Source organism: Pseudomonas sp., assembly GCF_035512415.1.
In the GTDB taxonomy this organism is placed as follows: domain Bacteria; phylum Pseudomonadota; class Gammaproteobacteria; order Pseudomonadales; family Pseudomonadaceae; genus Aquipseudomonas.
Map to the genome: position 1 here is coordinate 40,609 of NZ_DATKDZ010000004.1, position 23,277 is coordinate 63,885.

Annotated in this window: 26 protein-coding genes and 1 pseudogene; 13 read left to right on the forward strand and 14 right to left on the reverse strand. The window is 62.3% G+C overall.

The window, feature by feature from the left end:
- Window positions 1-24: 24 nt before the first annotated feature.
- Window positions 25-1,428, reverse strand: a complete 1,404-nt coding sequence (locus tag VMP31_RS00960) for a sodium-dependent transporter (protein WP_325503155.1) — start codon at window positions 1,426-1,428, stop codon at window positions 25-27.
- 166 nt (window positions 1,429-1,594) lie between these two features.
- On the opposite strand from VMP31_RS00960, the gene smpB reads away from it, so the two are divergent.
- Complete coding sequence (gene smpB, locus VMP31_RS00965; protein WP_325503157.1) at window positions 1,595-2,077, forward strand: SsrA-binding protein SmpB; 483 nt, start codon at window positions 1,595-1,597, stop codon at window positions 2,075-2,077.
- Window positions 2,078-2,139: 62 nt separating this feature from the next.
- Here the strand turns inward: smpB and VMP31_RS00970 are convergent, their stop codons facing one another.
- Window positions 2,140-2,769, reverse strand: coding sequence for a LysE family translocator (locus tag VMP31_RS00970; RefSeq protein ID WP_325503159.1), 630 nt, complete (start codon window positions 2,767-2,769; stop codon window positions 2,140-2,142).
- A gap of 82 nt (window positions 2,770-2,851) precedes the next feature.
- Between VMP31_RS00970 and VMP31_RS00975 the strand changes: the two genes are divergently transcribed.
- The 4 genes from VMP31_RS00975 (at window position 2,852) to VMP31_RS00990 (ending at window position 6,222) form a co-directional block, all read left to right on the forward strand.
- Window positions 2,852-3,820, forward strand: coding sequence for a 2-hydroxyacid dehydrogenase (locus VMP31_RS00975; RefSeq protein WP_325503161.1), 969 nt, complete (start codon window positions 2,852-2,854; stop codon window positions 3,818-3,820).
- 28 nt (window positions 3,821-3,848) lie between these two features.
- Window positions 3,849-4,847 carry a class I SAM-dependent methyltransferase gene (locus tag VMP31_RS00980; RefSeq protein WP_325503163.1) on the forward strand — a complete coding sequence of 333 codons (999 nt, stop codon included), beginning with the start codon at window positions 3,849-3,851 and terminating at the stop codon, window positions 4,845-4,847.
- A 237-nt stretch (window positions 4,848-5,084) separates the two neighbouring features.
- On the forward strand, window positions 5,085-5,669 hold the full coding sequence (locus VMP31_RS00985; RefSeq protein WP_325503165.1) for a TMEM165/GDT1 family protein: 585 nt from the start codon (window positions 5,085-5,087) through the stop codon (window positions 5,667-5,669).
- Between the two features lie 109 nt (window positions 5,670-5,778).
- Complete coding sequence (locus VMP31_RS00990) at window positions 5,779-6,222, forward strand: ketosteroid isomerase-related protein (protein ID WP_325503167.1); 444 nt, start codon at window positions 5,779-5,781, stop codon at window positions 6,220-6,222.
- 61 nt (window positions 6,223-6,283) lie between these two features.
- On the opposite strand, the gene VMP31_RS00995 is transcribed toward VMP31_RS00990, so the two are convergent.
- Complete coding sequence (locus tag VMP31_RS00995) at window positions 6,284-7,096, reverse strand: M48 family metallopeptidase (RefSeq protein ID WP_325503169.1); 813 nt, start codon at window positions 7,094-7,096, stop codon at window positions 6,284-6,286.
- Window positions 7,097-8,408: 1,312 nt separating this feature from the next.
- Between VMP31_RS00995 and VMP31_RS23320 the strand changes: the two are divergent.
- Window positions 8,409-8,609: pseudogene (locus VMP31_RS23320) on the forward strand (HAMP domain-containing protein); the annotation flags it as partial.
- A gap of 129 nt (window positions 8,610-8,738) precedes the next feature.
- Window positions 8,739-9,467, forward strand: a complete 729-nt coding sequence (locus tag VMP31_RS23325) for a methyl-accepting chemotaxis protein (protein ID WP_414705413.1) — start codon at window positions 8,739-8,741, stop codon at window positions 9,465-9,467.
- Window positions 9,468-9,484: 17 nt separating this feature from the next.
- Here the strand turns inward: VMP31_RS23325 and VMP31_RS01005 are convergent, their stop codons facing one another.
- The 3 genes from VMP31_RS01005 to VMP31_RS01015 form a co-directional block, all read right to left on the reverse strand.
- The gene (locus VMP31_RS01005; RefSeq protein WP_325503173.1) at window positions 9,485-10,102 is read right to left on the reverse strand and encodes an SOS response-associated peptidase; all 618 of its coding nucleotides are present in this window, start codon (window positions 10,100-10,102) and stop codon (window positions 9,485-9,487) included.
- 69 nt (window positions 10,103-10,171) lie between these two features.
- Window positions 10,172-10,432, reverse strand: a complete 261-nt coding sequence (locus VMP31_RS01010) for a putative signal transducing protein (protein ID WP_325503175.1) — start codon at window positions 10,430-10,432, stop codon at window positions 10,172-10,174.
- On the reverse strand, window positions 10,432-10,614 hold the full coding sequence (locus tag VMP31_RS01015) for a CPXCG motif-containing cysteine-rich protein (RefSeq protein ID WP_325503177.1): 183 nt from the start codon (window positions 10,612-10,614) through the stop codon (window positions 10,432-10,434). Before VMP31_RS01015 ends, VMP31_RS01010 begins: the two co-directional genes overlap by 1 nt.
- A gap of 143 nt (window positions 10,615-10,757) precedes the next feature.
- Between VMP31_RS01015 and VMP31_RS01020 the strand changes: the two genes are divergently transcribed.
- Window positions 10,758-11,921, forward strand: coding sequence for a 1-acyl-sn-glycerol-3-phosphate acyltransferase (locus VMP31_RS01020; protein ID WP_325503286.1), 1,164 nt, complete (start codon window positions 10,758-10,760; stop codon window positions 11,919-11,921).
- A gap of 182 nt (window positions 11,922-12,103) precedes the next feature.
- On the opposite strand, the gene VMP31_RS01025 is transcribed toward VMP31_RS01020, so the two are convergent.
- Window positions 12,104-12,391, reverse strand: a complete 288-nt coding sequence (locus VMP31_RS01025) for a hypothetical protein (protein WP_325503179.1) — start codon at window positions 12,389-12,391, stop codon at window positions 12,104-12,106.
- Window positions 12,392-12,649: 258 nt separating this feature from the next.
- Between VMP31_RS01025 and VMP31_RS01030 the strand changes: the two genes are divergently transcribed.
- Window positions 12,650-12,856 carry a hypothetical protein gene (locus VMP31_RS01030; RefSeq protein ID WP_325503181.1) on the forward strand — a complete coding sequence of 69 codons (207 nt, stop codon included), beginning with the start codon at window positions 12,650-12,652 and terminating at the stop codon, window positions 12,854-12,856.
- A gap of 78 nt (window positions 12,857-12,934) precedes the next feature.
- Here the strand turns inward: VMP31_RS01030 and VMP31_RS01035 are convergent, their stop codons facing one another.
- Window positions 12,935-13,516: a YajG family lipoprotein gene (locus VMP31_RS01035; protein ID WP_325503183.1), complete on the reverse strand. Its 582-nt coding sequence runs from the start codon at window positions 13,514-13,516 to the stop codon at window positions 12,935-12,937.
- A 169-nt stretch (window positions 13,517-13,685) separates the two neighbouring features.
- Between VMP31_RS01035 and VMP31_RS01040 the strand changes: the two genes are divergently transcribed.
- Both VMP31_RS01040 and mqo read left to right on the forward strand, forming a co-directional pair.
- A complete protein-coding gene (locus VMP31_RS01040) occupies window positions 13,686-13,919 on the forward strand; it encodes a hypothetical protein (protein ID WP_325503185.1) in 234 nt (77 codons plus the stop codon).
- 463 nt (window positions 13,920-14,382) lie between these two features.
- Window positions 14,383-15,894 carry a malate dehydrogenase (quinone) gene (gene mqo / locus VMP31_RS01045; protein WP_325503187.1) on the forward strand — a complete coding sequence of 504 codons (1,512 nt, stop codon included), beginning with the start codon at window positions 14,383-14,385 and terminating at the stop codon, window positions 15,892-15,894.
- Window positions 15,895-16,234: 340 nt separating this feature from the next.
- Here the strand turns inward: mqo and VMP31_RS01050 are convergent, their stop codons facing one another.
- The 3 genes from VMP31_RS01050 to VMP31_RS01060 all read right to left on the reverse strand — a co-directional run bounded on the left by VMP31_RS01050 (window position 16,235) and on the right by VMP31_RS01060 (window position 17,525).
- Entirely contained in the window at window positions 16,235-16,591 is a 357-nt protein-coding gene (locus VMP31_RS01050) for a PilZ domain-containing protein (protein WP_325503288.1), read from the reverse strand.
- A gap of 66 nt (window positions 16,592-16,657) precedes the next feature.
- Complete coding sequence (locus VMP31_RS01055; protein ID WP_325503189.1) at window positions 16,658-17,080, reverse strand: DUF4124 domain-containing protein; 423 nt, start codon at window positions 17,078-17,080, stop codon at window positions 16,658-16,660.
- Window positions 17,081-17,150: 70 nt separating this feature from the next.
- A complete protein-coding gene (locus tag VMP31_RS01060; RefSeq protein WP_325503191.1) occupies window positions 17,151-17,525 on the reverse strand; it encodes a tetratricopeptide repeat protein in 375 nt (124 codons plus the stop codon).
- 146 nt (window positions 17,526-17,671) lie between these two features.
- Here VMP31_RS01060 and VMP31_RS01065 point away from each other — a divergent pair, with 146 nt between their 5' ends.
- Both VMP31_RS01065 and pyk read left to right on the forward strand, forming a co-directional pair.
- The gene (locus VMP31_RS01065) at window positions 17,672-18,478 is read left to right on the forward strand and encodes a tetratricopeptide repeat protein (protein ID WP_325503193.1); all 807 of its coding nucleotides are present in this window, start codon (window positions 17,672-17,674) and stop codon (window positions 18,476-18,478) included.
- A 281-nt stretch (window positions 18,479-18,759) separates the two neighbouring features.
- The gene (pyk, locus tag VMP31_RS01070; protein WP_325503195.1) at window positions 18,760-20,211 is read left to right on the forward strand and encodes a pyruvate kinase; all 1,452 of its coding nucleotides are present in this window, start codon (window positions 18,760-18,762) and stop codon (window positions 20,209-20,211) included.
- Window positions 20,212-20,377: 166 nt separating this feature from the next.
- Here pyk and VMP31_RS01075 read toward each other — a convergent pair whose 3' ends face one another.
- Genes VMP31_RS01075 through VMP31_RS01085 form a run of 3 tightly spaced genes read right to left on the reverse strand, consistent with a single transcriptional unit; the run spans window position 20,378 to window position 23,244 of the window.
- Entirely contained in the window at window positions 20,378-21,151 is a 774-nt protein-coding gene (locus VMP31_RS01075; RefSeq protein ID WP_325503197.1) for an enoyl-CoA hydratase, read from the reverse strand.
- A gap of 31 nt (window positions 21,152-21,182) precedes the next feature.
- Window positions 21,183-22,124, reverse strand: a complete 942-nt coding sequence (locus tag VMP31_RS01080; protein ID WP_325503199.1) for an iron-sulfur-binding ferredoxin reductase — start codon at window positions 22,122-22,124, stop codon at window positions 21,183-21,185.
- On the reverse strand, window positions 22,117-23,244 hold the full coding sequence (locus VMP31_RS01085; protein WP_325503201.1) for a GGDEF domain-containing protein: 1,128 nt from the start codon (window positions 23,242-23,244) through the stop codon (window positions 22,117-22,119). Before VMP31_RS01085 ends, VMP31_RS01080 begins: the two co-directional genes overlap by 8 nt.
- Between the last annotated feature and the right edge of the window lie 33 nt (window positions 23,245-23,277).

Below are 23,277 nucleotides of genomic sequence, written 5' to 3' on the forward strand. Positions count from 1 at the left end.
TGGTTTCACTCAGATAGCAGGCTGTCACTTGCTCAGCTCCGCAATAAAGACGATCAATACGCCAACAGGGGCGACAACGCGCACCAGCCAGTACAGCAGATTGAACAACAGGGGGTTCTTGATCGCCAGTTCATCGCGTACCGCCTCGCGGTTCATCGCCCAGCCGGCGAACAGGGCAAAGGCCAGGCCGCCCAGAGGCAGGAGGATACGGCTGGTCAGGTAGTCGATGCTGTCGAAGAAGTTGCGCCCGCCCTCGGCACCCCACTGGTAAAAGTGGAAACCGTCCTCGGCAAAGACAAAGAACTTGGCCTCCGCGCCAATATTGAACGACAGCACAGTGCCCATGCCGACCACCCAGCAGAACAGCGCCAGCACACTGGTTACCAGCGCCCGGCTGCGCCCGCTGCGCTCGACAAAATAAGCCACCGCCGGCTCGAGCATGGAGATCGACGAACTCCAGGCGGCTATCGCCACCAGAACGAAGAACACCAGGCCCATAATCTGGCCGAAAGCGATAGAGCCAAAGGCAATGGGCAGGGTCACGAACATCAACCCTGGGCCGCCGCCCGGTTCCAGGCCCGCGGCGAAAACGATGGGAAACAACGCCAGACCGGCCGTCAGAGCCACCAGGGTATCGAGCAGACCAACGGCGAGTACCGTGCTGCCGATTGAGGCCTTCTTCGGCATATAGGCACCGTAGACCATGATCGAGCCCACACCGACGCTGAGGGTGAAGAAGGCATGGCCCATGGCCGCGAGAATACCGTCCTGCACCTTGCTTGGATCGAAGTGAAAGAGGAAATCGAAGCCCTGCATAAAATGCCCGGTGGTCAGGCTGTAGCCGAGCAGCACCAGCAACAGCACGAACAGCAGCGGCATCATGATCCGCAGGCTGCGCTCCAGACCGGCCACCACACCATTGCCGATAACGATGGCGGTCACCAGCATAAACAGGCTGTGCCACAGGGTCAGCCGCCAGGGATCGCTGGTCAAACCACCGAAGGCGGCTCCCGCCCCCTCGGCGCTGATCCCGCGAAAATCACCACTGCCCATGCCGAAGATGTAATCCAGCGACCAGCCGGCTACCACACTGTAAAAAGACAGAATCAGCAAGGCCGCCACCAGCCCGACCAGCGCTGCCAGTGACCAGTGCTTCGATGCACCCGCCTCGAGCGCCAGGCTCTTCATGGCGTTGACCGGGCTCTGTCGGCCGCGGCGACCAATCAGGGTTTCCGCCAGCATGATCGGCACCCCGACCAGCACGATGCACAGCAGGTACATGGCCACGAAGGCACCGCCGCCGTACATCCCGGTCATATAGGGAAATTTCCAGATATTGCCCAGGCCAACGGCCGAGCCGGTCGCGGCAAGAATAAAAACCCACCGGCTGGCCCAGGCACCGTGTATCGAGACCTTGTCGTTCGCCATGTTCGGCTAGCCCGCTCTGCTTGAAAAAGATCGCGCATTGTCGGGGATTACCCGGAACGGCTCAAGCGCAGCCGAAATAGCCAGTAGCCATGACGAGCGCAATCCCGCGTTTTGCCCTGCTCAGCACATGGCGCCCGCGCCACTGACTCCCTATAATGCGCGCCCTATGGCTAAACAAAAGAAACACCCGCAAGGCACCATCGCCCAGAACAAGAAGGCGATGCACGATTACTTCGTCGAATCCAGGTTCGAGGCAGGCTTGGTCCTGGCCGGCTGGGAAGTGAAAAGTCTGCGCGCCGGCAAGGCTCAGTTGGTCGACAGCTATGTGCTGCTGAAGAACGACGAAGCCTGGCTGATGGGCTGCCACATCACCCCACTGACGACGGCCAGCACCCACGTGATCGCCGACCCGATACGCACCCGCAAGCTGCTGCTGAACAAACGCGAACTGGACAAACTGTTCAGTGCCGTACAGCAGAAGGGCTACGCCTGCGTGGCGCTGTCGATCTACTGGAAAGCGCATTTGATCAAGTGCGAGATCGCCCTGGCCAAAGGCAAGAAGGACTTCGACAAGCGCCACACCGAGAAGGAGCGCGACGCCGACCGCGAAGTGCAGCGGGCTATGCGCAGCAAAGGCAAAGACGACTGAACAGGTTATGTACTACAAAAAGCGCCCCGCTAATGCGGGGCGTTTTCGTTAAAGCGCTCGATTTAACGCAGTTCAGTAAAAGCCAGCTTGACGCCCAGCCCCACCAGCACGGTGCCCATCAGCCGGTCGAACCAGTGGCCCATGCGTGCGAAACCGGCGCGTACCCGCTGGTGGCTGAACAGTTGCGCGACCATGCAGAACCACAGCGCGGTCGCCACGGCCAGGTAAACCCCGTAGCCCGCCTGCACCGGCAGCGGCGTATGCGGGTTGATCACCACGGTAAACAGCGAGAGGAAGAACAGCGTGGCCTTGGGGTTCAGACCATTGGTCACAAAGCCAGCGACAAAGGCGGCTCGAGGCGAACGCACAACCTCGCCCAAGCTCAGCTCGGCCTCATCTGGACGGGCCGGCTTGGCGCGCAGCGCCTTGATGCCGATATACAGCAGGTAAGCGGCGGCCAGCCACTTGAGGGCATTGAACAGCACGATCGACTGCGACACGATCAGGCCGATGCCCAGCAGTGAATAGGCCACATGGATAAAGATCCCGCAGCCCACTCCTATCGCACTGAAGATGCCGGCACGCCGCCCATGGGCGACACTTTCGCGCACCACAATGGCGAAATCCGGCCCTGGACTGGCCACCGCAAGCAGGTGGATCAGGGCCACAGCTAAAAACTCAGTCCAGTACATGGGGGCGGCTCCGCGCGGCGAAATGATTCTGCTAGGCTCGCCACCTTACCCCCAGCCCAGACTTGCAGGATAGATACAGCTGATGAGTAACAGTCCCCGCGCGGTATTTCTCGACCACAGCTCCCTCGACCTCGGCGACCTCGACCTCTCGCACCTGAAGCAGTGCTTTGCCGAGCTGCAGCTGTACCCTCAGAGCAGCAGCAAGGCCGAGGCCATCGAGCGCCTGCAAGGCGCTCAGGTGGCCATCAGCAACAAGGTGCCACTCGACGCAGAGGTGTTTGCCGCCTGCCCCGACCTCAAACTGGTACTGGTCGCCGCCACCGGCACCAACCCCTTCGACCTGGCCGCCGCCCGCGCCCATGGCGTGGTGGTCAGTAACTGCCAGGGCTACGGCACACCTTCGGTGGCTCAACACACCCTGATGCTGCTGCTCGCCCTGGCCACCCGCCTGCCCGACTACCAGCAGGATGTGCGCGCCGGCCGCTGGCAGCAGGCGCGGCAGTTCTGCCTGCTCGACTACCCAATCATCGAGCTGCATGGCAAGACCCTCGGCCTGCTCGGTCACGGCGAACTGGGCAGCGCGGTGGCCAGGCTGGCCGAAGCCTTCGGCATGCGCGTGCTGCTCGGCCAGTTGCCGGGCCGCCCGCCACGGGCAGACCGTTTGCCGCTGGATGAGCTACTGCCGCAGGTCGATGCCCTGACCCTGCATTGCCCACTGAACCGCGACACCCTGAACCTGATCGGTTCCCGCGAACTCAGCCTGATGAAACCCACGGCCTTTGTCATCAATACTGCCCGCGGCGGCCTGGTCAACGAACAGGCTCTGGCCGATGCCCTACGCGCTGGCCATCTGGGCGGCGCTGCCACCGACGTGCTGACCCAGGAACCGCCGCAGGATGACAACCCGCTGCTCGCCGCCGATATCCCGCGCCTGATCATCACCCCGCACAGCGCCTGGGGCAGCCGTGAAGCGCGGCAACGCATCGTCGCGCAGATAAGCGAAAATGCTCTGGCATTCTTCAATGGCGCAGCCATCCGCGTAGTCGGCTAAGCTACGCGACTTTTTTCGAGGAGCACCTATGGACCCGCGAAGCGAAGTACTGCTGCGCCAGGCTGAACTGTTCAAGGGCCCGCTACTGCTTGCCGGCCTGCCGGCCGACGACCTGCTCGGCCAGCTGCCCGAGGCCCATGGCTGGAGCTGGCACGCCGGCGAACAGAGCCTGCTCGAGACGCGTTTTGCCGGGCGCTGCCACTTCGGCACTCTTCCGCCTGCGACCGACTTCGCCGCCGCGGTGGTGTTCCTACCCAAATCCCGCGAACTGAGCGAATACCTGCTCAATGCCCTGGCTGCACGCCTGGACGGGCGCGAGCTGTATCTGGTCGGCGAAAAACGCGCCGGTATCGAGCGCGCCGCCAAACACCTGACCGCCTTCGGCCAGGCGCGCAAGCTCGACAGCGCCCGCCATTGCCAGCTCTGGCAGGTACGGGTGACCCAGGCACCGGCAGTGCCGGATCTGCACAGCCTGGCGCAACGCTATCAACTGCCGCTCAGTGACGGGCCACTGACAGTGATCAGCCTGCCCGGGGTTTTCAGCCATGGCCGCCTGGATCTGGGCAGCGCCCTGCTGCTGGAGCATCTGGACAACCTGCCGAGCGGGCATCTGCTGGACTTCGGCTGCGGAGCCGGGGTGCTGGGCGCAACACTGAAACGCCGTTACCCGGACAGCCAGATCACCCTGCTGGATGTCGACGCCTTCGCCGTCGAAAGCAGCCGCCTGACCCTGGCCGCCAACGGCCTGCAGGCCGAGGTAATCAGTGGTGACGGCATCGATGCTGCCTCCGCGGGCCTGAGCGCCATCCTCAGCAACCCACCCTTCCATCAGGGCGTGCATACCCACTACCAGGCCACCGAACACCTGCTGCGCCAGGCCAGCCGACACCTACAGGCCAAGGGCGAACTGCGCCTGGTGGCCAACAGCTTTCTCAAATACCCGCCACTGATCGAACAACACCTCGGCCCCTGCCAGACCCTGGCCGATGCCAAGGGTTTTCGCATCTACCGTGCGGTGAAAAACTGACTTGCCCAATACCCACCTAGCGGGCAGAATGCGCCCGTCCTAGGGGAGTAGTCTCCCGCGAGCGCCAGCTCGCCCGGCACCCGTCAACATACTTGCTCCGCAGAGCATGGCGCGTGCGACCCAAGGCCCACTCAGAGGGGCCTGCGGTTTGACCAGACCTATGACACGCACACCTTACCCGGGGCGGGAAGGCTGTACGTGTCATAGCCGTGTCGACCCGCCCCTTAGGAAAGCCTGATGCTCGAATCCCTGTTTGTTCCAACCTTTATCGTTGCCTTGGCCGAAATCGGCGACAAGACGCAGTTGCTCGCCCTGCTTTTGGCCGCACGCTTTCGCAAGCCCTGGCCGATCATCTGGGGCATTGTGGTCGCCACCCTGGCCAATCATTTCGCCGCTGGCGCTATCGGCAACTGGGTTGCCAGCTTTTTCTCCCCCGCCACCTTGAGCTGGACTCTTGCCGCCAGCTTTGTTGCGGTGGCCCTGTGGACCCTGATCCCCGACAAGCTGGATGACGACGAAAGCTCCAAACTCAAGCGCTACGGCCCGTTCCTGACCACCCTGATTGCTTTCTTCCTTGCAGAAATGGGCGACAAGACCCAGGTCGCCACCGTGATGTTGGCGGCGCAATACCCGCACTTCGTGCTGGTCATACTAGGCACCACCCTGGGCATGCTGATCGCCAACGTGCCGGTGGTGCTGGCTGGCAATTTCGCCGCCGAACGCCTACCCCTGACCCTGATTCGCCGCCTGGCCGCCACGGCCTTTGCAGCCCTGGCCGTCTATGCCGGCTATCAGGCGCTGGTCTTCAGCGGCCTGGCATGACAATAGCCCGACGCCACCTCGCTGGCGTTTCGGCCAATCGGAATATCCCCTGACGCTGGTAAAGTGCGCCGAATGTTGCTCACCATAGCCAGCAGTCAGGGAGACGAACATGTCGCTGGATGACCGGAAAAAGGTGGTACGCCACCACATTGATCTGTCGTGGAACAAAGGCCGCCTGGCCTTGGCAGAACAGCTGCACAGCAGAGACTTTCTCTACAAAAGCTCCTTTATCGGCCGTCCGCTCAGCAGCCCGGCCTTCATCCAGATGGTGCTCGACATCCGCCACGCCATGCCCGATCTGCAGGTGGTCATCGAAGAGTGCATTGCCGAAGACTACAAGGTGGTCACCTGGAGCACCCTGATCGGTACCATCCAGAAACCCGCCCTGGGTTACCCGCCAAGCGACAAGATCCTGAGTATCTCGGCCATGGCCTTCTGGACCCTTAACCCGGCCAACGAAATCCAGGAAATCTGCACCATGTTCGATATGGAGAGCTTCCGCTCGCAGCTCAACCTGGCCACGCAGCCTTTTGCCGCCAAAGCCCTGCCCTAAGCACAGCACAGCACAAACAATAAAGCCCTCATCAGAGGGCTTTATTACTACTGCGGGCGGTTTAACGCGCCTGTTCGTAGAGCGGCATCACCTTGGGGATAGCGGCCTGCAAAGCAGCGATCCGGCTGCTCGACGAAGGGTGAGTGCTCATAAACTCAGGCGGTGCGCCGCCACCGGCACGCGCCATCTTCTGCCACAGGCTAACAGCCGCATTAGGGTTGTAACCGGCACGCGCCGCCAGCTCCAGCCCCAGCAGATCGGCTTCATTCTCATTACCACGGCTGTTAGGCAAGGTCAGGCTGTACTGCGCCACGGTATCGGCCATGGCCATACCGCCCTCGCCCAGACCGAGCAAGGCACCCGCGCCCTGCTTGGCCAGAGCCACGCCATACGCCCGGGACATCGCCTCGCGGCTGTGCTCACGCAGGGCGTGGGCCATTTCGTGGCCCATGATCGCGGCGATTTCATCGTCAGTGAGCTGCAGCTTCTCGATGATCCCGCTGTAGAAGATGATCTTGCCACCCGGCCCGCAGTTGGCGTTCAGCTCGGGGCTTTTGATCAGATTGACTTCCCACTGCCACTGCGCGGCATCGGGGCGGAAACGCGGAGCCTGCTTGATCAGCCGACTGGCGACCGCCTGCAGACGCTTGGCATTCGGGCTGGTCTTGTCCAGCACCCCCTTGCTCGATGCCTCGCCCAGCGTCTGCTTATAAGACTGGGCATACATCTGATTGACTTCCTGGGACGACAGCATGCTGAACATGTACTGCTTGCGTTCGACCCCCACCGCACCACCGCTGGTGGTATTCACCGCCTGGCATCCCGCCAGTAACAGGGCCATGCTCAGGGCGCTAAGGGATAACAATTTGGCCATGGTAAAACTCCTCGAGAAAACCGCTACATCCTAGGCTGCCGCCCCCGGGCAAACAACCACTAACTTGCTCTATGCCGGCCGGCGAACTATAGGGTTTATCTGCCCCTTATCGCGGGGCAGATAAAACGGCAATAGAACCTGACTACACACGGCGATTAAGGATTATCTCCGCCCCGGCCGATAAGCCATTACCGGCATTGCTATTACGTGTGGAGCATCCATGAACTTTCGCTCGATCCAGACGACCATTGCCACCCTGGCCGGGGCTTGCATCCTCGCTATAGTCACCGCGTTGATCCTCTACGCCCTGTATGCCAGCGACCGCACCCAGACGCAGACCCAGGCACGCACCCAGGTATTGCTCGAGCAGCTTATCGAGCAGCGCCTGAGCGCCCTGGCCCAGACCCAGGTCCTGCAGATCCAGCGCGAACTGGAATACCCGCTGGCGATCACCGCCGAGCTGGCAAATAGCAACCGCCTGCTGGGCTTGACCGGCGCAGACGGAACCGCCCTGCTCTCGGTGAGCCGTGAGGAAATGCTCAACCTGGCCCGCGAAACCCTGGTCCAGCACCCCAAACTGTTGAGTACCTATATCGGCTGGGAGCCCAACGCCTTCGACAACAGCGACGATATCTATGCCGGCAGCCAACAGCCGGGCATGTCCGACGCCGGGCGTTTCGTGCCCTGGTGGTACCGCAATGACGATGGCAGCCTGGCCCTCGACCGCCTGAATGACCTGGAAGATGAAAAATTGCTGCCCACCGGCGTGCGCGCCGGCGAGTACTACCTGTGCCCAAGGGACAGCAAACAGGCCTGCGTGACCGACCCCGCACCTTACGAAATGGGCGGCAAGACGGTGATGCTGGCCTCCTTCGTCAACCCGATCCTGGTCAATGACCAGTTTATGGGCATGGCCGGGGCCGATCTGGCGGTCAACTTTATCCAGGAGCTACTGATCAATGCCGACCGCCAGCTCTATGACGGTGCCGGTGAGATGTCGCTGATCTCCAATAACGGCCGCCTGATCGCCTCGACCCAGGCCCCCGACAAACTCGGCAGCCCGGCCACCGAGGTACTCGACGCCAACGAACTGGAAAACCTCAAGCGCCTGGTGCCGGGGCAGATCATCTATGACACCGACCATGCAACCGACTCCGCCGACAGCCATATCGAACTGTTTCTGTCTTTCGCCGTCGGCAACACTGCGGCGCGCTGGACCCTGATGCTGGTTCTGCCACTCGAGACGGTGATGGCCGAACTGCAACTGCTGCACGACGACCTGAGTGCCCAGCGCCAGGCCGACACCCTGAACATGACCCTGGTCGGCCTGCTGATTGCCGCGCTCGGCCTGCTGCTGATCTGGCTGGTCAGCCGCGGGATTGCCCAGCCGCTAAAACGCATGGTGGCCATGCTCGACGATATCGCCCAGGGCGACGGCGACCTCACCCACCGCCTGCAGGTCGATCGTACGGACGAACTGGGCGATATCGCCAAGGGCTTCAATACCTTCCTGGGCAAACTGCAAAGCATGATCACCCAGGTGGTCGGCTCGGTGCAGAAGGTCAGCGACTCGTCCGAACACACCGCCGACATCGCCATCCGCACCAACCAGGGCGTGCAGAAGCAACTCTCGGAGATCGAGATGGTCGCCACCGCTGTGCACCAGATGACTGCCACCGCCCAGGATGTGGCGCGCAATGCGACCCATGCGGCCCAGGCAGCCAACCACGCAGACCAGGCGGCCAACCAGGGCAAACAGACCGTCCAGCATACCGCCGATGCGATTGCCGCACTGGCCGAGGAAATCGGCCGCGCGGTGACCGTGGTACAGACCCTGGCCAAGGACAGCGAAAACATCAACGCCATTCTGGTGGCAATTCGCGGCATTGCCGAACAGACCAACCTGCTCGCACTCAACGCCGCCATCGAGGCTGCGCGTGCCGGCGAACAGGGTCGCGGCTTTGCTGTGGTAGCCGACGAGGTGCGCAACCTGGCGCAGAAAACCCAGCAGGCCACCGAAGAAATCCAGAGCATGATCCAGCAGCTGCAGCAAGGCACCCGTGAGGTGGTGAGGGTGATGGAGGACAGCCAGGGCAAGACCGAGATCAGCGTGCAGCAGGCCAACCAGGCGGCCACAGCACTGGAGTCGATCACCCAGGCCGTTTCGGTAATCAACGACATGAACACCCAGATCGCCAGCGCGGCCGAGGAGCAGAGCGCGGTGGCCGAAGACATCAACCGCAACGTCACCAATATCGGCCAGGTGGCCAATGAGGTGGCCAGCGGTGCCGACGAAGCCAGCCAGGCCAGTGCCGAGCTGACCAAACTGGCCGAGCAGCAGCGCCGCCTGATCAATCAGTTCAAGGTTTAAGGGCCGCTGCAGGCAAATCAGGCCGGGGTCAGGCACTCCGGCCCATCGAGTTTGGGATCATTGACCAGATTGGCCAGCACCCGCTCGCGCAGTTGCGGCTGCGGCCGCGCCAACAGCGCCAGCAGGTCGCTGTGCGGCGTATCGGCGGCCAGCCAGGCCGCCTGATCCGCCTCATCCAGAATCAACGGCCGGCGCTGACTGGCCGCCGCCTGGGTCACCACCGCCGCGCTCAGGTAAACGCAGCCGTCCACCGGATAGGCTTCCCACAGGGCCGCGAAATACAGTGGGCTCGCCTCCCCCGTCAGCCAGTAGGGGCGCTTACGCGCCGAGCCACGCCACTCGTAGAAGCCGTTAGCCGGCAGCAAGCCGCGACGCAGGCGAAAGGCCTCGCGAAACATTGGCTGATCCGCCAGGGTTTCCGCCCGGGCCTGGGCCGGGGTCTTGCTCAGATCGGTCAGCCAGGGCGGCGTCAGCCCCCAGCGCACCCGCGCCAGTTGCCGCGCGCCCTCGACGTTGCGCACCAGCAACACCTGGGCATTGGGCGAAATGCTCCAGTGCGGTAACTGGTCAGCGGGGAAACCGGGAATGGCCGCAAAGGCAGGCGTCCAACGGAACAGGGCAAAGCGTCCACACATGGGGCAACTCGAGGGGCAGTCAGGATAAAGGGGCTAGGTGTGCCGGCGCAGCGTGCCGGCAGCGGCCGCTCAGCAGAGCAGCGTGCCCTGAAAGCTCTCCGGCTCTTCGCCGGGGAGGGGTTGCGCGGCATTGTACGCGGCGATCAGGGCTTGTGCGCTCTGCGCCTGCTCATCCTCAACCAGCACGGCGAGCAGACCGCACGCCGGCAACTCGCCCACCGCCCCGGCCAGATGCTGCCCCGTCAGATGGGCCTCGATGCCTTCGCTGGCAAGCATGCTCAGCAGCAGCTCACCCTCCATCAGGTCCTGCGGCTCATAGACTCGCTGCATCAGTCATCCTCCCCGCGCACATCCAGCGTCCAGTCTTGGCCATCGGTGTGCAGCGAAAAAACGATGGGCCGGCAGCACACCGAGCAATCCTCAATATACTCCTGATCCCCGGCCGACAGATCCAGCACGGCCTCGACCTGCTCACCGCAGTAAGGGCATTGATAACCCTGGCTTTCCAGCATCGCAGCCTCCGTGTGACTTGGGCGTATAATCGCCGGTCTATAGCTGGCCCGACAGCGGGCGAACAGCATTGCTTGCAGCCATGCGCGACTTGACCCAGCGCTGCCTGGGCTCCTTCACAGCCAACCACGACATAGAGAGCATGATGGGCGAATTCGATGCCATCCGACCTTACGCCGACGCCGAAGTCCCTGCCGTTCTGGCGCGCCTGCTGGCGGACGATGTGTTTCTCGACATCCTGACCCAGTTTCGCTTCCCGCGCCTGGCGGCTCCATTGGGCTGGCTGCTTAAACCACTTATAGCCTATCGCCTGCGCCTTGAGTTCCGCGATGTTGATTCGGTCGCCGCGCTGCAGACTCGAATCGAAACCTATGTCGACCGCACCATTGAGCGCGCAACCGACGGTGTGACCTACTCCGGCATCGAGCATCTGCAGGCCGGCAGCGCCTATCTGTTCCTCGCCAACCACCGCGATATCGTCATGGACCCGGCGTTCGTCAACTACGCGGTGTACCACGCCGGGCTGCCCACCCCGCGCATCGCGATTGGCGACAACCTGCTGCAAAAGCCCTTCGTCAGCGACCTGATGCGTCTGAACAAGAGTTTTATCGTGCACCGTTCGATCAGCGGGCGGCGGGAAAAGCTGGCGGCCTACCAACTGCTCTCGGCCTATATCAACCACTCGATCCGCACGGACAATGAATCGATCTGGATTGCCCAGGCCGAAGGCCGCGCCAAGGACGGCGACGACCGTACCGATTCGGCGATCCTCAAGATGTTCCATATGAGCCGCAAGGGCGAAGCCTTCGCCGAGGTGATCGGCTCACTGCGCCTGACCCCTGTGTCGATCAGCTACGAATACGACCCCTGTGACCAGGCCAAGGCCCGCGAACTGTTTATCCGCGCCAGCAGCGGCAGTTACAGCAAGGCCGCGGGTGAAGACGACCAGAGCATCGCCCTCGGCATCACCGGCTATAAAGGTCGCGTGCATGTGCACTTCGGCAGCGTGGCCAGCCAGGGGCTGGAGGACAGCAAGCAACTGGCCGCCGAGATGGACCGCCAGATCCTCAGCGGCTACCGGCTGTTTCCCGTGCACTACCTGGCCTACGCCATGTGGGCCGAGCGCGACCCGGAGCTGCACGTACCCAACATCGCGGAGCTGTTTTCGCCCACCGAACTGGCGACGGCCCAAGCCGAGTGGAACAAGCGCCTGAGCAGCTGCCCGAGCGAACAGCAACCCTTCCTCATCCTGCAATACGCCAACCCGGTGCGAAATCAGTACCGGATCAAAGCCGGCCTGCCGCTCTAGCAGGCCACACAGCCAGCGTCTGCTGCAGGCGCTGGCGGGTTAACAGACCGTTGGAAAATGTAGGCGAGGCAGGCAAGACAAGGCAAAAACGGCCGAAAAGCGGAGTTTACGTGTTGTAAATGAGCATTTTGAGGCCGTTTTTAACGCAGTATTGCCAACGCAGGTAGTTTTTCAACGGCCTGTTAGAGACCGGTACTGACCCAGGACAACAGCAGCGCCAGACCCAGGGTGGCGTAGCCGAAACCGCTGAAGAAGCGATTCAGACGCAGCGTTGGTTCATCGAAGGCGCAGGCCGGACCGGCCATGTTGTCCATCTCGCTGCCGGCGATCAGGCGCGCCATCGCCCACTGCTCACGCAGGCGGGTAGCCAGCAGCAGCCAGGCACCGGCCAAGCCGAAGAACAGGGCCAGACCGTTGAGCATCTGCCCCGGCTGACCAAGAAATAACGACCAGAGTGTCTGCATAGACATGATCGACCTCAATTTCCTGTAGCGATGCGGCGATCCGCCGCGGCTGAAATTCATCACGCCCGAATAGGTTCTCGGGCCGCCAAAATACGGCGCGGAGTCTACCTAAGGGACTTTGCAGCAGGGCTGCTTTCCGACGAACAGCAAGAAAGATGACCAGCCGGTCTAAACATTGTCACAAGCCTGGTCTATGGTCTAACACTTGCTCTGTGCGCATCTTGCACCGAGCCGGAACAGAACCCGCCACGGAGGAACAGGCCCATGCTGCATGCTCAACCCCAGGATCGTGACTACCTGATTGACTCACTAGACGAAGTGGACGCCGTCATCGACGAACTGTCCTTTAATGTGCAAGACCACAACTGGCTGGTGTATTGCGCCCTCGGCGGGCACGAGCACTACGCCCTGCCGGAAATCGACGAGCAGACCGGCATCAGCCTGCCAGAGCTTTTCAGCCAGGCTGCCTGAACCCGGCCACGTAAACCCCAGCCCCATAAAAAACGCCCGGACGAGTCCGGGCGTTTTTTATGGGCGTAATCGCCGCCTTTACTGCTGAAGCATTTGCCCGATGGTCGGGTCCTGGAATGCGCGGGTCAGGGCGTCGCTCAGCACGTCGCTGATCAGCTTGGTATTGGTTGCCTGGTTCGGGGCCATACCGAAACGCTGATTAAGCGAAGCACCGTAGCGGCCGCTGTAGCGCCGGCTGCTGTTCTGCACATCGGAGCGGAAGGTTGCGGTGATATTCGCCTCGGTCACATACAGGCCTTCTTTCGGCGACTGGTACTTCAGCTCGGCGAGGGTCAGGGTCAGCTGCGGCGCGTTGTAGGCATTGGCGGTAGGGGTAAAGCCGAGCAGGCGGACGGCCGCTTCGGCCTGGGCCTGCAGCTTGGGCAGGATGTCCTGGCCGGTAACGCTGATGGCACTGGTTTCCGGGTAGAGGCCGCCACGGGTCCCCAGCACCGGCGACGGCCGACCGTCGGCCACGCGTACTACCACTGGCTGGCCCTGGCCGACCGCCGTCAATGGGCTGTTGATCTTGGGTTGCGGGCTGAGTTGTTGCGGGCTGTGGGCGCAGCCAACCAGGGTCAGGCTGGCAACAGCCACCAGGCCAAGCAGTAGACGATGCATGCTCATCTCTCCAATAAAAGGGGCGAAAGTGGCGCGCAGTATAACCGCGGCGCAAACGCCTGACAGCGCTGCTTTTTGGAACCTTTTGCGGCGCAACTGGTTCCCGTCACAGCCTTGTCACGTGGCCGTGGCATAAGACTTTAGTCGTCCCAAGCGTGAGTCATTCGCCATGTTTTCACTGTTTGCCTTGTTCGCCCCAGCCCGCCCTCTGCGCGCTTTCGCCCTGCTTAACAGTCACGGTATTTGTCGCTCCCTGCGTCAGTCAGCCCAGGCCCCACTAGGCGCGGGCTGGGTCGAGGTCACCCAGGTCAACCTCAGCTGGCTCGATCAGCCCCTGCCTGGCAGCGCAATAATTCCCCAAGTCGGAGCCCAGGCACGCCCCCGCAACGCGCTGCCGGCCTGACCGACGGAAGAAGAAAAGTCACACCAGGCGATCAATTTCCCCGCTTTGCCCTTATAATCTCGCCCCGATTATAAGGACGCCTCCTGATCGGGCCTTGCCCTCGCGCCGATGCCGCATTGATCGGCCGCCGCCCCAGAGAGTCGCCCACTTCGCGCTGCCCCTCCGGTTGCCGCCTTCGCCCATAACGTAAACGCCTGCAGCATGGCTGCGGCTGCTTTGCGCGGGCACAAAGGCAACCCCCACGCAGACGTGCTTTTTGAGGTTCACGGCTCCAAAAGAGCGTGAAAAAAACGGTTTTAAAAACTTCACAAGAGTGTGGCGAAAATGAACGATCTTGCGGCAGGCATCAGCTTCCTGGGTCTTACTCCTTTTTATCCAGAGCATCTCGGCGACTTCTGATCGGCCGTGTTTTATGCACAGGCCTTCTAACGTCTATTGAGTGCTGGTTTGCGGAGAAGTAGTAATGGCGCAGAACGATTACGAAACGATGGATGTGGTGCTGGTGGGAGCCGGCATCATGAGCGCGACCTTGGCCGTGCTGTTGAAGGAACTCGACCCCGGCATCAAGCTGGAAGTGCTCGAGATGATGGACGCCGGGGCATTGGAAAGTTCCAACCCCTGGAACAACGCCGGTACCGGCCATGCAGGCCTGTGTGAGTTGAATTACACGCCGGAAGCGGAAGATGGCTCGATCGACATCAAGAAGTCGGTAACCATCAACACCCAGTTCGAGGAGTCCAAGCAGTTCTGGGCTTACCTGGTCGAAAAAGGTCGCTTCGGCACGCCTCAGTCCTTTATCAACCCCATTCCTCACCTGAGCTTCGTACGCGGCCAGAAAGGTATCGACTTCCTCAAGAAGCGCTTCAAGGCGCTGAATGTGCACCATGCCTTCGCAGACATGGAATACACCGAGGATCGCGCCACCCTGCAAGAGTGGATGCCGCTGATGATGCCGGGCCGCGATGCCAACGAGCCGATTGCAGCCACCCGCGTCATGGCCGGTACCGACGTCAACTTCGGCAACCTGACCAAGAGCCTGCTGGATCATATTGGCCAGCAGTCGGAAGCCAAAGTCACCTGCAGCCAGAAAGTCGTCGGCCTTGCTCGCAACGGCCAGGGCTGGCGAGTCAGCGTCAGTGACCAGCAGAGCGGCCAGCGCCGGGAAATCCAGGCCAAGTTCGTCTTCCTCGGCGCTGGCGGCGCGGCCCTGCCGCTGCTGCAGATGTCCGGCATTGAGGAAGGTAAAGGCTTTGGTGGCTTCCCGGTCAGCGGCATGTGGCTGCGCTGTGATAACCAGGAAGTGGTTCAGCAGCACCAGTCCAAGGTCTATAGCCAGGCTGCTGTCGGCTCGCCGCCCATGTCGGTGCCGCACCTTGATACCCGCATGGTAGACGGCAAAACCTCGCTGCTGTTCGGCCCATACGCCGGCTTTACCACCAAGTTCCTCAAGCGCGGCTCGTTCCTCGATCTGCCGCTGTCGATCCGCTTCAACAATATCGGCCCGATGCTGGCGGTGGCCCGCGACAACTTCGACCTGACCCGCTACCTGGTCAAGGAAGTGCTGCAATCCGAAGCCCAGCGTCTGGAAACCCTGCGTGGTTTCTACCCCCTGGCCAAGGCCGAGGACTGGAGCCTGGAGGTGGCCGGCCAGCGCGTGCAGATCATCAAGAAGGACGCCAAGAACGGCGGCATCCTGCAGTTCGGTACCGAACTGGTAGCGGCCAAGGACGGCACCATCGCCGCCCTGCTCGGTGCCTCGCCAGGTGCCTCGGTGACGGTGTCGATCATGCTTGACCTGATCCAGCGCTGCTTCCCCGAGCAGGTCGCCTCGGCGCAGTGGCAGACCAAGCTGGCCGAGATCTTCCCAGCCATGGGCAAGGTGCTGGCCAACGATGCCGAGCGCTACCGCGAAGTACAGGCCCGTTCCGATGCACTGCTGCAACTGGAACCCCTGGAGCAGCCGGTCAACGCCTAAGCTGGCCCCATAAAAAAACCGCCTTTCGGGGCGGTTTTTTTATGGCCGATAACAATAACGCTTTTGTAGGAGATCCCCCATCGTCCAGACGCCGCGCTGTCGCGCAGCAAACTGGAGGAAATTGCGTATTTCGGCTTGTAGGTACCCGTAGGAGCGGGCCATGCCCGCGATGCGTTTCGCGGGCATGGCCCGCTCCTACAGGTCTTTGTGCGGATTTAATTTCTATATATAAAACAATGAGTTATTTCTTTCTTGATAAGAGAGTGATTGGCTCAAAGCAGCAGGAAAGGTGGGGCCTCGGTGCACACGGCGCAGCCTACGGGTGGTGTATTAGCTTGGCTTAAGCGGACGCCGCCAGGGGGTGGAAGCTGAAGTAGTGACGCAGAGCGTCGACCATTTCCACGTAATCGGCGGGCGGGGCTACCAGGGCAAAACCCGAGTCGTAATAACCTGGGGTGACATCCTCACGGCTCCACTGGCAGGTGGCGGAGAAGTCGATAAAGTGCGGTTCGAGCTGGCCGGGAATTTTCAGGCGCATATCGAAACGCGCCCCGATCAGCAGCGGCAGCTGGCTGATCAGCAGCAGGCCGTCCAGGGACACATTGCCGATGTAGCCCATCGGCTTGTCGGTGATGCGATTGAACACCTTCAGGTAGTACGGCAACTGATGGCGCTCGATGCGGCGCTGAACGTGCATAGACATAGTGGCAAATCGCTATAGATGGCCATTGAGTATGGCCCCACTACTGCGGGTAAACCAGTTTCAGGAGCAGCGCTCTGACACCCGGTCACGCAACTGACGACGAGTGGTATCGAGTTCCTCATCGCTGAGGTAGTTACGCTGGCCGTCTGCGGTTTCCTGGTAGTAGCGCAGGCCTTCGGGAATCTCCGCGAGCATGCGCCGCAGTTTGCTGCATTCGTTCGCCCGCTCGGCCCGGCTCTGGGCCGCCGCTGCCGAAGCCTGAGCCTGCTCTTCGCGGCGTGCGTCATAAAAGCGGCTGGCTCGGGCTTCACGCTCGCGGGTCAGCTCGTCACGCTCGACCACCTGGGGCTTGACTTCAATAACCTCGGCACCCGCCGCGGCGGGGCGCTGGCCGAAATGCACCTGACCATTGGCATCGGTCCAGCGATAGATTTCCGCTGCCGCCAACCCCGGCACGAGCAACAGGCATAACAATGCACGCATGGAATCCCTCCCGATCAAGTCCCAAGCTTAATGCCCGGCCCGGCTGGCCTTGGCGCTCGTCGACCAGCGGTCAAGGGGTTGCAGCAGAGACCTTGGCCGGTTCGACCGGGCTATCATGCCCAAGCTGGCGCAGGGTTTCCAGGCGCGCGCGGGCGCGGTAGGCATATTCGCTGGTGGGGTAGCGGGCGATGATGAACTGGTAGGTCTGCAAGGCATCGACAAACAATGCCTGACGCTCCAGACACTGCCCGCGCAGCAGGGAAATCTCCGGCTGTATATAGCTGCGCGAACGGCTGTAGCGCTCGGCCTTGGACAGGTAGAGCATCACTTCCTCACACTCACCACGCTCATAGGCCTGATAAGCGTTGTTCAGATTGCTGTCCAGGCGATGGCGACTGCACCCCAGCACACTCAACAGCAGCACCACGATCACTAGAATTCGCATAGCCTTCTCCTCTATGGGCAGTGTATCGACCGCCGGGGAAAATTCTTCAGGCCCATATCCTCCGATGGGTCTTGGCCGCCCTGGCTGGCCCGGCCACCCGCGCCTGGCTAGACTATCGCGACCCGGCTATTCGCCCTGGAGTTGTCATGCCCATCGTTCACCGCCTGCTACCCTTGGTCTGTCTCGGCCTGCTCAGCGCCTGCTCCCCCACCACCCCGCTGTTTATCGCCCAGGTGGCCACCCATGAAGTGGTGGAATACAAGACCCTGAAGAATAACCGCATGCTCGCCGCCATCGAAGAGGAAGGCGACCTGTTGACCTACAGCGCCCAGGCCATCCGCGATAGCAAAAGCGAAAAGGCCGAACAACTCTACCTGACCGGCTACCACGACGAGAATCTCAGCACCGAAGTCCGCGCCATCAGCCTGTACCAGAGCGGCCTGCTCTATATGAACCGCTTTAACGAACAGCGTGATGACAACAAGGCCCTCAACTACTTCTCCCAGATACTTAACGAATTCCCCGCCAGCCGCGCGGCCGAACGGGCCGAGGCGCGCATCGTGATGATCCGCCAACGCGCCAATGAACCGGTGCAAAAGACTTCACGCGAACTGCTCGCCCACTGGAAACCCAACCAGCAACTCGATCTGTACAAGCCCAGTCTCGACCCGGACATGACCCTGCTGTCGCGCCGCGCCGTATTGAAGAACCGCGTCGACGAAGCCGAGGAGCTCTATCTCCTGGCCTTGAGCGACGCCGGCATCCCTGCCGATATCAAGGAAAAAGCCCTCTACCAGCTCGCCCTGATGTTCCTGGCTCCTGACAACCCCAACGCCAGCCGCGACAAGGCCATCACCTACCTGCGCCGGCTGCTGGTGCAGTACCCGCAGAGCGAACTGAACATCAAGGCCGCCCGCCACCTGGATCAGGCGCTAAACCGCGGCACGCTGTAGAACACCCAAGAGGCCGGCGCATAAATGCGCAGCAACCCGATCCAGTAGGGTGCGCTGTGCGCACCGAGCAATCTGCGCATTGCTGAGCAATGCCACCCCAGACCAAGGGCTTTGCCAAAAGCCGCGGCTTACGCGGGTAGGCACTGGCACCCACCCCGCTGCCTACAACACCGACTACTTACCCGCACAAAAAACCAGTTGCCGAGGTAGTGCAGAGGAACAATGACTACAGAGTTGCGCCATAGTAGCCTCGTGCTCATTCGCAACTCAGGAGTCAGTGCATGACCATTCGCCGCACCAAAATCGTCGCTACCCTCGGCCCGGCTAGCAACTCGCCCGAAGTCCTCGAGCAACTGATTCTCGCCGGCCTCGATGTGGCCCGCCTGAACTTCTCCCATGGCACCCCTGACGAGCACAAGGCGCGCGCCAAACTGGTACGCGACCTCGCCGCCAAGCATGGCCGCCATGTTGCCCTGCTCGGCGACCTGCAAGGTCCGAAGATTCGCATCGCCAAATTCGCCGACAAACGCATCGAACTGAAGGTCGGCGACCACTTCACCTTCTCCACCAGCCACCCGCTGACGGCCGGCACCCAGACAATCGTCGGCATCGACTATCCGGATCTGGTCAAGGACTGCGGCGTCGGTGACGAGTTGCTGCTCGACGACGGTCGCGTGGTCATGCGCGTTGAAAGCGCCACCGGCGACGCCCTGCATTGCGTCGTGCTGATTGGCGGCCCGCTGTCCGACCATAAAGGCATCAACCGCCGCGGTGGCGGCCTGACTGCCCCGGCCCTGACCGAAAAAGACAAAGCCGATATCAAACTGGCCGCCGAGATGGAGCTGGATTACCTGGCCGTATCCTTCCCGCGCGACGCTTCGGATATGGAGTACGCGCGTAAACTGCGCGACGAGTCCGGCGGCACCGCCTGGCTGGTGGCCAAGATCGAACGCGCCGAAGCCGTAGCCGACGACGAAACCCTCGACGGCCTGATCCGCGCCAGTGACGCAGTGATGGTGGCCCGTGGCGATCTGGGCGTGGAAATCGGCGACGCCGAGCTGTGCGGCATCCAGAAGAAAATTATTCTGCACGCGCGCCGTCACAACAAGGCGGTGATCACGGCCACGCAGATGATGGAGTCGATGATCCAGAACCCGATGCCGACCCGCGCCGAAGTTTCCGACGTAGCCAACGCCGTGCTCGACTACACTGATGCGGTGATGCTCTCAGCGGAAAGCGCCGCCGGTGCCTACCCACTGGAAGCGGTGCAAGCCATGGCGCGCATCTGCCTGGGCGCGGAAAAGCACCCGACCAGCAAGAAGTCCAGCCACCGCATGGGCACCGAGTTCGAGCGCTGCGACGAAAGCATCGCCCTAGCGGCCATGTACACCGCCAACCACTTCCCCGGCGTCAAGGCGATCATCGCCCTCACCGAAAGTGGCTACACCCCGCTGATCATGTCGCGCATCCGTTCTTCGGTGCCGATCTTCGCCTTCTCCCCGCACCGCGAAACCCAGGCCCGTGCGGCCATGTTCCGCGGCGTCTACACCGTGCCCTTCGACCCAGCGGCGCTGCAGCCCAGCGAAGTCAGCCAGGCGGCGGTGGACGAGCTGCTCAAGCGCGGCGTGGTACAGGCCGGCGACTGGGTGATCCTGACCAAGGGCGACAGCTACCACACCATCGGCGGCACCAACACCATGAAGCTTTTGCATGTAGGCGAAGCGCTGGTGTAATTAACGCCAAACGCCAGATGCACAAAGGCCGCTCAATTGAGCGGCCTTTTTGTTGGCTCTGTTTCACCATGCCTGGGCGCAATAATGCGTTGCAGGCGTAGGATGGGTGGGGCCGCCTAGGTGCTAACCCATCGACCAATTGATGGGTTAGCACCCATCCTACGCACTACGCGAACTTGCTGAAATCCGGCGTGCGCCGCTGCATAAAGGCGGTCAGCGCTTCGATGGCTTCCGGCGAACGCAGGCGTTGGCCGAATAGCGCCCCCTCCTCCTCGATCACCCGGCGCAGCTCCTCACGCCCCGGCGCGCGCATCAGGCGTTTGCTGTCCGCCACCGCTGCGGGGGCGAGCTGTTGAAAGCGCAGGGCCATTTCCCGGGCCTTGGCCAAGGTTGCTGCACCGCTCTCCAGGACCTGATTGGCGATGCCCCAGGTGGCGGCCTGCTCGCCGGTAAAACTTTGCCCGAGCAGCAACAGTTCGGCCGCGCGGGCGTGGCCGAGCAGACGCGGCAAAATCAGGCTGGAGCCGTATTCGGGGCACAGGCCAAGATTGACGAAGGGCATCTTCAGGGTCGCATCGCTGCTGACATAAACCAGATCGCAGTGCAGCAGCAGGGTCGTGCCAATGCCCACCGCCGGGCCGTTGACAGCAGCCACCACCGGCTTGCTGAACTCGAACAGCGCCTGCATAAACTGGAACACTTCGCTGTTCAGTCCGGTGGGCGGTGCCTTGATAAAGTCGGCCACATCATTGCCGCTGGTAAAGCAGCTTTCGCCACCGGTGATCAGCACGGCGCGTACGCTTTTATCCTGATCGGCCTGCACCAGCACTTCGGCCATGCCGCTGTACATGGCGCGGGTCAGGGCATTCTTCTTGTCCGGGCGGTGCATGCGCAGGGTCAGCAAGCCCTGCTCGCGCTCAACCAGTAGATGCTCGCTCATCGTCTATCCTCGCAGAGCCGCCACGCCGCCATCAGCGGGCGTGGGGCAGAAAAACGTCGGCGAAGACCTGGTTGCGCGGTAGACCCGCCAGATAAAGGCGGCGTGCAAAGGCTTCGACGCTCGTCGGGTGGCCGCAGAGTAAGGCGATGGTTTGTCGTGAAACAAGGCGCAGTTCGGCCAAAGCAGCCGCCAAGTCGGCCGCCGCAATCAGTTCGACCTGCACCTGGGGATGGCTGGCAGCCAGTTCGCCCAGGCTGTCGGCCAGGTAATGCTCGCCAGCCTCATGGGCCAGGTGCAGAACCCGGATAGTGCCCTGATGATCCTGGCGCAAGGCTTCGCGCAATACCCCGTAGAGCGGGGCCAGGCCGGTGCCGGCGGCCATCAGCCAGAGCGGGCGATGTTGCCAGTCGGCGTCGTAGTGCAGGGCCCCGCCGCGCAACTCGCCCAGACGCACGGCATCGCCTGGCTGAAAATGCCGGGCGGCGTCGCTAAAGGCCCCGCTCAGCCGGCAGTCCAGATGGAACTCCAGCCAGGGGTCTTCCGCCGGCAGGCTGGCCAGCGAATAGGGCCGGGCAATACCGCTCTCCGTCCATAGCACCAGGTGCTGGCCAGCGCGATAACGCAGTGGTTGCTGCGGAGCCAGGCGCAGGCGCAGCACCGTCGGGCTCAGCCAGTCGCACGCGGCAATCCGGGCAGGCCGGCCATCGCGCTGCGGGTCGAACACCTCGACCGCCAGATCATCGACAATCCGGCACTGGCAGGCCAGCCGCCAGCCCTGCTCGCGGCTGGCCTGATCGAGGGCCTCGGGCTTGGCATCCAGGGGCTCGCCACGCACGCAACGCACCAGGCAGGCATGGCAGCTGCCGGCCCGACAGCTGTAGGGCACAGCGACCCCGCCATCGAGCAAGGCATCCAGCAGGTTACGGGCTACCTCGACCTGCAGGCACCGCTCGGCGACCCGCAAATCAGGCATCGGCATCCTCCCAGGTCGCGGCGCAACGGTTACGGCCGTCGCGCTTGGCCTGGTACAGGGCAAGGTCGGCGCGTTGCAGCGCCTCTTCGAGATCGTCGTGCTGGTTCAGCAAGGTCATACCTATGGAAACACTCAGGCTGACTACCTTAACCCCTAACGGCTCAGCACGGCTGAAGGCTTCACGCAAACGCTCGCAACAGGCGGTGAACTGGTCGGCGTCGGTATTGGGCAACAGCAGCACAAATTCTTCGCCGCCGTAGCGGGCGATCACGTCACCTTCGCGCAGGCAGGCCCGCGCCACCGCGGCAAAGGTCTGCAGCACCCGGTCACCGGCGGCATGCCCGTACACATCGTTGATCCGCTTGAAGTGATCCAGATCGAGCAGGGCCAGGCCATGCTGACGGTCGCGGCTCAGCCCGTGCAGCTCGTGTCCGGCCAGGCGCAGAAAGTGCCGGCGGTTGCACAGGCCGGTCAACTCGTCGGTGGCGGCCAGCTCTTCCAGCTGGCGCATCATGCCGCGCAGGGTGTCCTGGTGCGCCTGCAGGGCAAAGCGCCGCTGGCGCATACGCTGACGCATGGCCTGGGCATAGCTGGCAAACAGGCTCAGCCACAACAGCACGGCGGCCAGCACGCTCACCTGGAGAATCGCCACCCGCGGCTCGGCCAATTGATAGTTGAAGGCTTCGTAGAGGTTCAGGCCGGCAAAGCCGAAGAAGGCGAACAGCGCGCAACGGGCGAACACCCTGGGCGGCAGCTGGAACACGCCGAACAGCAGGATGAGCATATAGATCACCAGCATGCTGCCGCGCCCGTCGCTGAACAGCCCCAGCAACAGGGTCAGCCAGGCCAGCGCAAGGAGGACCTGCGGCTCGGTCAAACTGGGGTCGGCAAAACGCAGATTCTGCCGGGTAAGGAACAGGCCGAGAAACACCAGCTGGCTGACCACGGCCAGCGCCAGCAGCAACAGGGTGCTGCCCAGGGAGGCCTGGAACAGGCCATTGACAAAGGCCACCCCGCACAACAGCGCAGTCAGGGCATAGCTCGCCGCTGCCATGCCGAAACGCTTCAGCAGCAGATGTTGTAACGTTCGCTGAGTGACCCTTTGGCTGATTAGGCTCACGGGCTCCGTCCCATACTGGCATCTAGCCGCCAC